This window comes from Tautonia marina, from assembly GCF_009177065.1.
GTDB classification, from domain to species: Bacteria; Planctomycetota; Planctomycetia; order Isosphaerales; family Isosphaeraceae; genus Tautonia; species Tautonia marina.
Genome location: NZ_WEZF01000002.1, coordinates 55606 through 68978, shown reverse-complemented (window position 1 = coordinate 68978; position 13373 = coordinate 55606). Strand labels below are relative to the sequence as shown.

Annotated in this window: 7 protein-coding genes; 3 read left to right on the top strand and 4 right to left on the bottom strand. The window is 57.3% G+C overall.

What is annotated here, in order from left to right; all coding sequences use genetic code 11:
- The first annotated feature begins 123 nt into the window (after nucleotides 1–123).
- Nucleotides 124–1386, top strand: coding sequence for a DUF6807 family protein (locus tag GA615_RS02795; protein ID WP_161602132.1), 1263 nt, complete (start codon nucleotides 124–126; stop codon nucleotides 1384–1386).
- Between the two features lie 33 nt (nucleotides 1387–1419).
- Here GA615_RS02795 and GA615_RS02790 read toward each other — a convergent pair whose 3' ends face one another.
- On the bottom strand, nucleotides 1420–2727 hold the full coding sequence (locus GA615_RS02790) for an SGNH/GDSL hydrolase family protein (RefSeq protein WP_161602131.1): 1308 nt from the start codon (nucleotides 2725–2727) through the stop codon (nucleotides 1420–1422).
- A gap of 157 nt (nucleotides 2728–2884) precedes the next feature.
- Here GA615_RS02790 and GA615_RS02785 point away from each other — a divergent pair, with 157 nt between their 5' ends.
- On the top strand, nucleotides 2885–6388 hold the full coding sequence (locus tag GA615_RS02785) for a glycosyltransferase (RefSeq protein WP_161602130.1): 3504 nt from the start codon (nucleotides 2885–2887) through the stop codon (nucleotides 6386–6388).
- A gap of 28 nt (nucleotides 6389–6416) precedes the next feature.
- Here the strand turns inward: GA615_RS02785 and metF are convergent, their stop codons facing one another.
- On the bottom strand, nucleotides 6417–7340 hold the full coding sequence (gene metF, locus GA615_RS02780; protein ID WP_152049747.1) for a methylenetetrahydrofolate reductase [NAD(P)H]: 924 nt from the start codon (nucleotides 7338–7340) through the stop codon (nucleotides 6417–6419).
- A gap of 369 nt (nucleotides 7341–7709) precedes the next feature.
- Between metF and GA615_RS02775 the strand changes: the two genes are divergently transcribed.
- Nucleotides 7710–9215 (top strand): phenylacetate--CoA ligase family protein, encoded by a 1506-nt coding sequence (locus GA615_RS02775; protein WP_152049746.1) that lies wholly within the window; start codon nucleotides 7710–7712, stop codon nucleotides 9213–9215.
- Here the strand turns inward: GA615_RS02775 and GA615_RS28635 are convergent.
- Both GA615_RS28635 and GA615_RS02765 read right to left on the bottom strand, forming a co-directional pair.
- Nucleotides 9151–9648: a diacylglycerol kinase family protein gene (locus GA615_RS28635; RefSeq protein ID WP_152049745.1), complete on the bottom strand. Its 498-nt coding sequence runs from the start codon at nucleotides 9646–9648 to the stop codon at nucleotides 9151–9153. The two genes, GA615_RS02775 and GA615_RS28635, sit on opposite strands and share 65 nt — an antisense overlap.
- A complete protein-coding gene (locus GA615_RS02765) occupies nucleotides 9645–13340 on the bottom strand; it encodes a hypothetical protein (RefSeq protein ID WP_152049744.1) in 3696 nt (1231 codons plus the stop codon). The genes GA615_RS28635 and GA615_RS02765 overlap by 4 nt, the downstream gene beginning before the upstream one ends.
- Nucleotides 13341–13373: the final 33 nt, after the last annotated feature.

Here is a 13373-nt window from a genome sequence, read left to right as displayed (position 1 = left end):
TTTCCCAGGATGACATCTCCAACAGCGATTGAAAGAAGATTTTTCAGATCGGATGGGCGACTCGTTCCGGGTGATGGGCTACGATGGCGGTTTGTTTGGTCTTGGAATCAGGAGAAGATTGCCATGCGTCGCCGTGTTACCGTGTCCCTGGGTGCCCTGCCGATCCTTCTGTTCTTGGCGTTGCCAGGGCTGGCTCAGTCGATCGCGATTGAGGTCGATGCCGGAACGCACGACCGCATTCGCACACCGGTTTCCGCCGTCCTGACGTTGCCCGAGGCGTTCGCCAAGGGCGATGTGGTGATTCTCAAGTCGATCGATGGCGAGACGCTGCTGGGCCAGTTGACCGAACCCTCGCTCTTAAGCCAGCCCGGCGAGCCTTCCGATGGCGTTGTCCGAGAACTTCACTTCATCCTGCCCGAACTGGCGAAGGGAGAGACGGTTCGCTTCGACGTTTCGGAATCCGGTGCCGACCTGAGCAGCATCCCGTCGTTCTCGTGGAAGACGTCGGACGAGGGGGATCTGCTCGTCCGGGGAGACCAGCCGATCTTACAACTCGTGCGACCCAAACTGGACGAGTCGAGCCCTGAGGCTCGCGAGTTGACCTACAAACCCTTCCACCACCTGTTCGCCCCCGACGGTCGACGCCTCAGCAAAGGGGCGGGTGGACTGTTCACCCACCACCGGGGCCTGTTCTTCGGGTTTAATCGCGTCAGTTACGGCGACGACAAGCAAGCCGACGTCTGGCACGCCCGTGGAAACGCCTTCCAGTCGTATCAGGAAACGCTTGCCGAGGAGGCCGGGCCGGTGCTTGGTCGTCATCTCATCACCGTTGGTTGGCATGGACAGGAAGGGGAAATCTTCGCTCTCGAATCCCGGGAGGTCACCGCCTACGCGGCGGAGGAAGGGTATTTCATCGACTTCGCCGCTCGGGTCGAAACCAAGGCCGGACCGGTGAAGCTCGACGGCGACCCTCAGCATGCCGGAGTCCACTTCCGAGCGGACAACCATGTGGCTGAAGTCTCAAAGGACCAGACGTATTACCTCCGTGTCGACGGCCCGGGGAAGCCTGGAGAAACGAGAAACTGGGAACCGAAGACGGGCGAGGGCCCGGTAAATCTGCCCTGGAACGCCATGAGCTTCGTGATTGACGGTGACCGCTATTCCGTCGCGTACCTCGACCATCCCGAGAACCCCAAAGAGGCCCGCTATAGTGAGCGGGATTACGGCCGCTTTGGCTCGTACTTCGAGTACCTCCTGACCGAAGATCAACCACTGAACGTTCGCTATCGGCTCTGGTTGCAAACCGGAGAATTGACCCTCGATCGGGCCAAGGCCCTCGATGCCGATTTCGACGACCCGGTCAGTGTCCGGGTCGTCAAAGAGTAACGGTGCAATGGGGCCGGTCCGATCGGAGCCTCGTTACGGTGTCTGGTTCGCGACCGGCTCAATTCGCAAGCGAAGGTTGCGTGGCTGGCACTGCTCGCGGATCGGCCGCATCATATCATCATCCTCACCGGGTGGAGGAATGCTCGAAGGTTCCCCGCTCTTGATCGATTCTCTCCAGGCCTGGGCCTGAGCGGATCGATGGGAGGCGACCGCTTGCAAAATCCCCTGAGCGGCAACGACGGTTGGAAAGTCCGCGATGCTCGTCAGGTCGATCCCTTCGGCAAGCTCTGAAGAGCTCACGACGAGCATCGGTTGAGGCTTCCCCGATCCCGACTCGGAGGCAAGCAGGCGGTAGTGGCCTTCCTCCAACCCCGTGACGGTGAGGCGGTAACGGTTTAGCCGATCAACGACCTGTTCGAGACGGATCGATTCCGGGTCGCAGCGTGGGTCGATGGGCATTGGCAAGGGGGATCGCCAGGTGAACGAGAGCCCTCCATCGCGTCTCGTGAGGTGTGCCACCTGATCGGATGAGGTTTGGAGCGTCTTGGCGTCGATCTGGACCTCGGCGACGATTGATGGGACATTCCAGGCTTTGAGTAAGGTCTGGGCGATGAGCCAATGTCCGGTCGGGTTGGGATGCACGCCATCGGGCATGATCGTGAAACTGACCCGATCGGCCCTCCGCTTCTCAACATGTTTGGCCAGCGAGGTATTCACGTCGGCGACGAGGAGGTGATCACCGGCCAACGATCGCAGCCAGGCCGCATAATGGGCCAGGACGGAATCGTAATTGACCACAGGGAAGCGGTAGCCGAACTCCCTGGCATCCGGGTCGCTGACCTGTCGCTGGTAGGGGTCGTAGGGTGGAGGGGTGAGCAGGTCAATTCGCGCTGTTGCATCGGTTTGAGACCGATCGATCAGTCGAAGGATGCCGCGTTGATACGGCTCGAATCGCTCGGGAGCGAAGGGGTGATAAATCCCATCGTTCATGCCGTAACACGCGACGACGATGTCGGGATTCCAGGCGGTCACGTCGCGATCGAATCGATCGTGAATCCAGGGGCGAGGAAACGGGTGATCCGGTTCACTGGTTCCGGCCGCGGTTTCGCTGCTCAGACCGTGGTTGATCACGGTGATGGTACGATCGGGAAATCGCGTGAGCAGGAACGTCTCGAGGAAAACAACATAATCTCCGGCTTGCGTGATGCTGTCGCCGATCACCACCACGCGGTTTCCATCGGCCGGGATGAGAGACGAGCCTTCGAGTTCGGGCAGACCTGAACCGAGGGGGAAGGCCGCCAGCAGGCTGAGCAGACCAACAAGGGCAGCAGGTGCGCTCACAACGAGTCTCCTGGATGAGATGGACCGACGTGCTAGCGTCGGTTCGGATTGACCCCATTCATTATTCTCGGTATGCCACCAGGGATCGACCTGGCGGTCTCCTGAGGATCGCTTGCTCCCAACATCCGACACGACCCCCCGAATGGAGTCGCCGGTCATGTCCGATCAGGTGCATCTGCCGAACAACTCGGCAATGAACACCAACGCTCGGCGAGTCGCCGATCCCAAAATGGACTCGCCTTGGCGACAACCCAGTTCGGACGAATGGATCGATCGGATCGAAGATCAGATCAACCATGGTCTGGACACTCACCTGACGGAACAGGCCCTGAGAATTTTGACGGCAGACTCCCGCCGGGTCGAACGAGATCGATTGATTCGGCTGCTGCGAGGCCAACTGATCGAGCGCAAGCTGTATGCCACCTGGCTCGAATCGGAAGTCGAGTCGCGCAATCAACGCATCAGCGAACTGTTCGAGCAGTCCAGACAGGCCTCCGACGACTTCCGGCAAGCGGAGGCCGAATTGGCGGCGCTTCGATCATCCTTGGTCCGTCATGCCCTGAGTCAGACCCTTGAGCGGATAATTCGGGCGTTACGAGCGATTCGAAGACGAGTCCATATGCCAGGAACAGTGATGCGTTCGCTGCGTCAACGTCTTGGCTTGCTCCGCTCGCCTGGCGACAAATCGATTGCGCCCGATGTGCCGGTTGATGACGCGAATGCTTTGGAGCCATTGAAAGCACCGACGATCGAGGAGTGTCCGGCGAGGGTCGAGCAAGAACGTCCTGTGGTGACGCGAGATCGCAATGACATTCTTCAATGGATTCCACCTCGGCGAGACCCCTACGAACTCTGGCTCCAGAATCAATCTTCTTCCATGGAAGAACAGATTGCGCATTGGAAGCAGCTCGAGAATCGACCCACCTTTTCGGTGATCGTTCCGCAGGACCACACCAATCTCCGTCAACTCCGAGAAACGGTGGCGTCAGTGCGAAGGCAAAGTTATCCGGATCGAGATGTGGTGCTCGTCGGTGGTTCCGAGTTGGCTGCAGTCATGACGGATGGTCAGACAACCGTTGTCAGCGATGATCCCCGGCGTGTTGAATCAATCCAAACGGCAACGGAACAATCTGCGAGTGATTATCTTGTTTTTGTGAACCACTGCGCGATTCTTCATGAGGAGGCTCTCCTCGAGTTCGCTCGAACGATTGACGCAACCCAGGAGCCTCTTGATCTGATCTTCGCGGATGAAGACCGGATCGAGGCAAACGGGCATCGATTTGATCCCAGGTTTCGCCCAGAATGGTCTCCTGAACTCATGCTTGCTTATCAGGCAGTGGGAGGTATGTTCGCAGTTCGTCGATCAATCTTCGAGATGGTCGGTGGATTGCGACCTGAGTTTGGGCAGGCTTGGCCTTACGATCTGGTCCTGCGGATCGCTGAGCAGTCTGACCGAATCGTGCGAGTGCCCAGGGTTCTTAGTTCGGTGCCAGCGAATCGAACAGCAGAGGATCCGGTTGACTGCTGCTCTGTGGAAACCATCCGTCATTCCGCCCTTGCTCTGGACAGTGCACTTCGTCGGAGGGGGATTGATGCTCGGATCGCTCAACCTGCCTGGGCTTCACGATTACGTGTGCCGGCGTTTGAGTTGGATTTTCCGGATCGAGGTCCGAAGGTTGCCATCCTGATTCCAACGCGGGACCGGGTGGACCTGCTCCATCGCTGTCTAGAATCCATTCGAGAGCGGACAACCTATCAGGATTACGAAATCGTTGTGATCGACAACGGAAGCCAGGAGGAAGAAACCCTCGAATACTTTGCCCAACTCGACTCGCGATGTCGGGTGATCCGCATTGAAAATGACGAAAGTGGATTCAGTTACGCAAAAATTCATAATCAAGCAATTGAGAACCTCGAAAACACAATTGAGTTTGTTGTTCTTCTCAACAATGATACAGAAGTTGTCCGATCCGAATGGCTGAGTCAACTGGTCGGTTACGGAAAGCTTCCCGGAGTGGGGGCGGTGGGAGCGCGATTGCTTTATCCGGATGGACGACTTCAGCACGTTGGGATTGTGACGGATCTGTTCGACGGTGCTCCCGGTCATCTGTTCAAGGGGCTTCCGTGGTGGCACACCGATCTTCAGTTTTTTGAGCGGGTTGCGCGGAATGTCAGTGCCGTAACGGCAGCTTGCCTGCTTGTCAAAAAAGACACCTATTTGAAAATCGGCGGATTCGACGAGCACCAGTTCGCTGTTGGGTTCAATGATGTTGATTTTTGCTTGCGGCTTGCGGAGATTGGGCTTCGGTGCGTTTATGCGCCGAGGGCCGAATTGTTCCATTTTGAGGGAGCCTCACGAGGATTCACACTAGACCCCCAAGAAGAGAAGCGTTTTCTGGAACGCTGGGGACATCGAACCGACCCCTATTATCATCCGGCGCTGATCCGGGACGATCATCAGCCGGGGATCAGTACGCGGCCGATGGCAGCTCCGGAGTCACTCGGGGATCAACCAATTCGAGTTCTGATCGACCTCGGTCGGCTCGATGGGCGTGGGTCGTCACGGTTCGTGAGAAACCTGATCGAGGGATATCGTCATCGGGGCAAGCTTGCTGCGGAAGTCTGTTGTCGGATCGACGGAGCAATGGGGACCATGCTCCGGAACGAAGGCTTCCCAGTTTCTGTCGTGCCGATCGACGACCGTCAACCGATCGCGGACAGGATTCAGATCCTCGCTGATCACTTTGACCATCACGATTATGATCTCATTCACGTCATCGGGCTCGATCAATATTCAACTCTCCATGCCGCGCGGCTTGCAAGAATCCCTTCAATCTGGACGATTCGGGAAGCAGTTGATTTTCGGGATGCTTTTCTGACACTCGATCGCGATGGGGCGCACACAGCAATTCAAGCATTTTCCGAGGCGTCTCGCGTGGTCTTCCCGGCCCGGCGAATTCGCAATCTCTACACGCCTCTCGAGACGTGCTGGAATTTTGAGACCGTTCGAGAGGCTGGGCGACCTGTTTCCGAGTTACCGGAACGAGATGACGCACGCCGTTGGTTCGGTCTCTCTCGATCGACGATCGTTTTGGCATGTCTGCACGATACTGAGGAAGATCAGATCGGGATGTTCCTCGATCAAAGGGCAAGACTTGTCCGTTCAGATCGAGATGTTGTCGCTCTGATCCTTGGTGTTCCGGAACTGGGGCAGTGGCTCACTCGAACCGAACCGTCTCGGCTTCATGGGAGTCGAGTTCGATTTATCTCAATGTTCGAGGATTTTGTCGTAAACAATGCACTGGCTGCTGCTGATGTGATTGTGGATGTCTCCCAGCGTGATCTCAGTCCAGAGATTGTTTCAATCAAGAAGGAGCTTTGTAAGCCCTTGATTCAGAGCGAGGTGATTGGGATCGACGAGTATGTACGGGCGGACCCCACCGTCGTCGTGTTTGATCCAACCCAGCCTGAGACTCTGCTCGCCCGCTTGGAATCGATTCTCGATTCTCCCCCACTGGAACAAGCTTGGAGACGAGAAGGCAGGAAAGATCGCGAGTACGAGAAGATGATTCTGGCATACGAGCGACTTGCCTTAGAGGCAATTTGGACGAACGCCAAGCGGTCGCAATTCCCAGAGCGGAGAACGCTTGGCGTAGCCTGATCAAGCGGTGGAGTAGAACTTGAGACGATTATACCGGAGAACTTCGGAGGGCAATCGAGTCTTTCACGCCAAGATTTTCGTATATTTGACGGGTCGCGTCACTCTTGTTCAGTGTGTAAAAATGGATGCCTCGGACGTGTGCATCGAGTAAGTCTCGACACTGCTCCGTTGCCCAATGGATGCCGACCTTGGAAACCTGCTCGGTCGAGTACTCGGGTGCACATCGCTCGATTGCACGAATGAGTCGGGCCGGAAACCGTGCTCCAAGTGCCAGATCAGCCATCCGGATCATTCCCTGGCGAGACGTGATCGGCATGATTCCGGCGATGATTGGCACAGTGATTCCAGCCATCTCACAGCGTTCTCGAAAGTCAAAAAAGTCTCGGTTTTCGAAGAAAAGTTGTGTGCAAATATATTGTGCTCCGGCGTCAACCTTCCGTTTCAGGTAGTCAAGCTCATGAAGGCGATTCGGGGTTGAAGGATGGCCTTCCGGAAAGCCGGCGACGCCAATCCCGAAGCCGCGGGGATCGGGCGGGTTCGGGTGGCTGGCGATAAACCGAACGAGTTCCTCGGCGTATTGGAACGCGTCGTTCGCGCGGTCGTATCCTGACAGATCGCGGGGCGGATCTCCGCGAAGCGCCAGAATGTTTTCGATCCCCGAGGCGGCGTAGCGATCGAGGATCGCCACCAGTTCCTCTCGGGTGTGGCAGACGGAGGTCAGATGCGAGACGGCGGTCAGGTTCGTCTCGTTCTGAATTCGAACGATCAGCTCATGAGTCCGATCTCGGGTCGTGCCACCGGCGCCATAGGTGACCGACACAAACGAGGGTTGCAGCTCCTGGAGCTGGCTGATCGTCTGAAAGAGTTCTTCCGAGGCCTTGGAGGTTTTCGGAGGGAAGAACTCGAAGCTGAAGGTGGTCTGGTGCTGATCAAGGATGTCGCTGATGTGCATCGTTGCCGTCGTCCATTCGGAAAAGGGACCATTCCTCGATTCGCTCCATCACCGAGGGAGGTCTTTGATAGGGTACTCGCTGCACCTCTCCCGGCCAAGGGAGATTCGGACGCGTGTCCTCTGGCTCCATCACTTCCGAGGGGGTCTCGAAGACCAAGGATCAGCGTTCGCCTCGTCGAGTTTCGTCGCGATTGTGCCGATGATTGAACGAGGGTACGACATTCTCGGCACAGACGAGTCATTGCGGGACTTGATCACGACGCGAGTCCGACCGTCTGGAGTCTGAGCCGTACACATCGCTCGGGGTGTTTCATCCTGGGTTGACGGGACTTCGGAAACGAGGGAACGAGGAATGGTGAGGGATAGTCGATGATTCGATTCACCGTACGATCACTCTTGCTGAACCGAATTCCTCGGCTTCCCGAGGATCGAGTGATCGAACTTCAGCGTCGGCGACTGCAATCACTCGTAACCCATGCGATCACGCATTCTTCATTCTATCGTTCGAAGTACCGAGGGATTGATCCGAACAATGTCCGACTGGAGGAACTCGCGCCTACGAATAAGTCGGAACTGATGGCCCATTTCGATCAGGTGGTCACCGACACGGCCATTCGAAGGGCCGAGCTTGAACGATTTCTCGACAACCCCGCCAACGAAGGTCGGCCATTTCTTGGCCGATATCTTGCGAGTCATACGTCGGGGAGTCAGGGCCAGCCGATGCTGATCGTTCAGGACCGGCGTCTTTCCGAGTTGATGTTTGGTCTGCAGATGACCCGCGGGAATGCTCGGAAGGCGACCCCGATCGAAGCGATGCGGCGCGTGATCTCACCGGCTCGGCTGGCGATCGTTACGTTAAAGCGAGGATTTTATCCCTCTGCGACTGTCTTCGAGTCGATTCCTCGGGCGGCTCGGGTGTTCATGAAAGTCCTCTGGCTTTCTCAGACCGATCCGGACGTCATTGATCAGCTCAACGACTTTCGCCCGACCATCTTGACCGGCTATGCGGGCGTGCTTGAAGAACTTGCACTGAAGGCTGATTCTGGGCAACTCAGACTTGCTCCCGGACTTGCGCAGGTGGTCAACAACAGCGAGGTGTTGACCGATCGCGCCCGATTGCGCATTGAAGCCGCCTTCGGATGCCACGTCATGAATAATTACGCGACTGGAGAATGTACCTTTCTGAGCAACGGTTGCTCGACTGACGCTGGCGCTCATGTGAACAGCGACTGGGCAATCCTCGAAGTCGTTGACGCGGAGAATCGCCCGGTCCCTGCAGGCACTCCAGGGTCGAAGGTCCTGATCACCAATCTTGCTAATCGAACGCTCCCATTTCTTCGGTATGAAGTCGGGGATGTGGTCACGATGGCGACCGAGCCCTGTGGGTGTGGGAGTCGGTTGCCTCGGATCGAACGAATCGACGGTCGATCGGCTGACACCTTCTGGATCAAAGATGAGGGACAGTACCGTCAGTTGATTTCAAGTGTGTTCAAAAATGCGTTTGACTATGCCCGGGAAGTCCGTGAATGGCAAGCGGTTCAAGAGGACCGCAACCGATTTCGTCTGCGGATCGAGTTGCTACCAGGCGCCACCCTCGATGAACTTCATCTCCAGGATGCCCTCAATCGGCAACTAGAGATGTACCGATTCCGAGACATTGTTTCGATCGCGACCGAGGTGGTCGATCGGCTAGGTCCAGATCCGAGTACTGGAAAATTCCGGAGGATTGTGAGCAAGGTTGGTCCTCCTTCCGATCTGGAACAGCGTCTCAGGGTTGACCCGGGACATCAGTCCCCACGCCCGAATTCGATCACCAACCAAGCATCTCGCTCAACTTCGCCGACAAGACCATCACCGTTAGACATCCAGAGGTGATGGAGGCGAAAAGCAAGCCGCCCGAGGCGATCTCCCGAGCACCTCTCGCTCGGGGATCTCCCGGATCGGCCATCAGATCAAGAGTCGCGATAATGGCACAGCGGAAGGTTTCTGCGACGAGCACCAATGCGGCCGAGATGATCAGAAAACACCATCCGGTGGCCGAGACTCCCAGGATCACCGCACAGATGGCGATGAGCAGCCCTCGATAAGCATGGGCGAAGAAACTTGACTCGGCGCGGATGGCCAGCTTGATCCCACGAGCCCCTTCGTCGAATTTTAAGCGAGTGGTCGCGTGTCTCGGTTCTGTAATGATCTGAGCTTCTCCGGACGAGTCCGCGAATTCTTGTTCAAGAACTCGAGTGTGCGGCTCGGAGCCAATCGCTTCGTCATCAGAATGGGTCCCGGTCAGAGAGAGATGCGGTTTGCTCATTGGATTGGTGCGAACCGGAGGTCGGGTCGGAACGGTACCCCTGCCGCCGAGCCAATGCGAGTTCTCGGGCTGAACCGAGGGACCATTTCAAAGACGAAGGAGTAATTGTCTTGCAACGGGGTGTAGTTGAAACCCACCGTTGTGAGAAAGTCTGCCCCAATGCGTGTGAGAGAGAAGGTCGTTGACAAGAGCATTCCCTCGCCAAAATCGTAAAGTCCGCCGAAGGTTCCGTACCACTTGGGACTCATCCAGTATCCAAAGCTTGTATTGAGTGCAGAAGTGTTAATGGGGCCGGTGTTCAGGATCGAGTACGCCACAAACATGCTTCCTCGGGGGGGGCGGCTAATGTTCACTCCGGCTGTCACAACACTGATCCCATCAGTGTTGTTGTTCGGAGATCTTGGATCACCAACGATGTCGAAATAGTCGAACCATCCAGAAGAAACGATGCTGGTTCGATCGCCGAGGAACCACTCGTATTGGTACTGCGTTTGACCAAACGGAACCCCGAAATTGTCGCGCTGAGCTTCGGGATAGTAGAAGGTTGAGAGATCGAGTGTCATGAAATCGATGATTCTGCGATCATCAATTGGACCTCGTTTCGTCTGAAGCCGCTGAAGGGTGCCCAGTCGAACTGTCTGGATGCTGTCCTGCACATCAACTGAGCCCGTGATGGGTGAGGTTGTGCGACGGAGAGACAGCAACAACGGATTATACTGGGCGGGCAGGACTCCAGTTCCGTACTCGTTCAGTGCGAAGTACCGCCGAACGAGTTCATACGTGTTGTCGTCCAGTTCCTCCTGAACGCCGATCCGATTGAGCCCGAGCGTGGAGTATGCGTTTCGGTAGTCCGCATAAAGGACGACCTTGTGCATCAGTCCATGAAGGTTGAACAGATCGTTTTCGACGTCCGAGAAGACACGGTAAAAGGAGAGGTCGGCTCGCGCGCCGTAGGCCCCCCAGGCACGTCCAAGCATCGATCCCTGGGGTCCGCGGATATAGTCTTGTACTGCCAGGGAGGGATCATATCCGAGCGCAGGCAGAGGATTTGTATATTGATTGTCCCAGCCGATCAGTTGCCCTTGGACATACGGAGTGACGCGGACCGCTTGAAACTGGAGGGGCAGATCGATTTCATGATTCGTGTACAAGCGGCCGGTTCGGAAGGGACCGCTGGTCGAAGTGGTTGGGTCAAAGGGCAAGAATCCGAAGAAGATTCCCGGGTTGTTCACCTCGGCGGCGGTATGGGTGTTTGCGTAGCTGACCCCGGTTCGCTGGTAGTACGTGAAAAATCGACCAAGTCCGAGTGGAGCGTCACCGAGTCGGAAATACTCGACCTTGGGATACCACTGCGACTGGGTGAACCAGTCGAGTGGCATCGCCTCGGCCGTCGCCGTGATTGCCTGGTTGCGCCACTGGCGAATTCCGTAAACGCGGGTACGTTGATCGAGCCCCGAGTCGAACAAACGCTTGAAATACTGTTCGAGAAAGTGACGATCGGAGATGTAGGCCGCTTCAAGCTGGACTCGAAAATCGTCGAGGGGATCGGCATCCTTGGCCAGGAACGACTGCATGTGGCGGTAGAGAACCCGACCACGGAAGTCCTGGAACGGAGGAACACCGTTTCGGAAGGCAACAAACAGGGGGGGACCATTGGTCACAATCGCTGGACCACCGCCCAGGTTATCGATTCCCCGGTCGTAAATGCCCCAGAGGTCGAGGTAGCCGAAATAGTTGGTATCGATATTTGGGAACAGATCGGTCCCGAACAGTTCCGTGGAGAAATCATCGCCGAAATAGCCGAACTCACTCCCGAGCGCGGGTCCTCGGTCGCTCAAGTAGTCGATGTCGAGGTTCCAGTTATCCACCCACTTGGGTTGCCGGAGCCCGAGCAATCGAAAGCCGTCCCAATCGGTCAGGATCATCTGCCCGAACAGGTTGTTGGCCCGGAAGGAGATCTGTTGGAGAGGGGGGTTGATGTCCTCAGTCGTTGTGAGGAATCGTGGCCAGTAAAAAAACGGCACGGGGCCGAGGAAAAACGTGTTATTCCGTGCGTCAATCAAGAACAGGTCGGAATCCGTCGGTGGGTCAACCGGATTGAGTAATCGTCTGCGCAAGGGCCCCCGCCGATCGTTGGGGGCGAGCTTGAACATGTCGACGACACTGCTTGTGAATCGGTATCCGGGATTGGCAAACGGGCTGCCAGTGGTCACGGCGTTTCGAGCCTGAATCGTCGGAAGCCCGAGTACAGGTTGACCATCAGGTCCTGTCCCCACCTCACGATACTGGGCGATCGAGTCGGCCATTGTTCGTAAAGGGGTGAGAAAGCCTGGCGCATATTGTTCAAGCTCAGCATCGAGGGCAAGGAATCGCTCGGTCTTCAAGTCGGCATAAAATCGCTTGGCCTGGTATCGGACCTGATCATCCTCACCCGCGAATTCTTGCTCGTCTCGCCGAAGATCGACATCGCCTTCGAGGTACACTTCCAGAGGGTCGTCGATCGCCTGGGTTGAGGTTCCGAGTTCAAGCCCACCTCCCATGCTGCTGCGAGTCCAGATCACGGCTTCCCTGGCTGTGATGTCGACAAGTCCCATTTTCGGGTCATCGACGACAATCTGGATGCCGCCAGTCGCGATGTATGTCTCCGTTCCGTCGCTCGTACGAGCCAGCCGACGGAACTTCGTGAGGGTCGGATTTAACGGATAGATGTTCACAACTCGCTGCGATCCCGGGTCCAGTGGCATGACGGAGATTCCATCGCCATTGCGTCCACCGGCGGGAGCCTCATCCTCCCATTCTTCCTCGGGTAGTGGGAGAATTTCGGGAATTTCAGCCGAGCCCCCCATGTCGATCTCGATCTCGGGCAAGAGCGGAATTTCGGGAAGCGTTGCTTCAGGAAAATCCGATTCCGGACTCTCCCCCCGACGGAACTGCGTCGCCGAGGGATCACGGAATGGAGAATCGTCCGCGGGTCCTGGGGGCGGAGGAGGGATTTCGATGACCGAGGGAGTCCGACGGGGAGCCGGTGCCGGATCCTCCTGATCGAGCTCGGGACGAATCTGGAAGAGGGTGACGGCCTGGAGCTGTGCGTCCGGTTCAGAAGGGGAGGGCGGCACGGGCGGCGTATCGATCACCGGAACGTCCAGATCGTCAAATCGGGTCGCGAGGACGTTCGGCTGACCCTGACCCGGATTCGGGGTCAGTTCGGATTGGGCGCGAAGGAAGAAGGTGTCGCCGGGTGGGATCTGCGCGAGCGACAGGATCGGTTCCCCGGTGAACGGCTCTCGAATCTGGACCGTGTTCGTCTCCAGTACCGACCGACGTGGAGACGGGAGAGACGATGAAGCCGAGAAGTTCGGATCGGGGATTCCCTGCGCGTACACCTGGACACGATAGGATGCACCGTTCGGATCGGGTAGCGACTCGATTCGGACCACGGCGTCCTTCGACCGCTGTCCGCTGGCTCCCTGGAAGATCGCGGCTCGACCAATGAGGCGGACCCATCGCGTCGATCCCTCGTTCCAGGTCGCGATCCGATCCGCAGCCAGCATGACCGGTTCACGATTGGCAGGCGAAACAGCACTCGGGTCTTCCTGAGCCCCGACTCGATCGCAAGCCAGTACGGCGAGGGGCACAATCAGGGCCCAAACGCCGATCCGGCGCCGATCGCAGCTCTGGTGGCGACCCTGCACGGCTACACTCCTCTCTCGACCCGAGAACCGAGC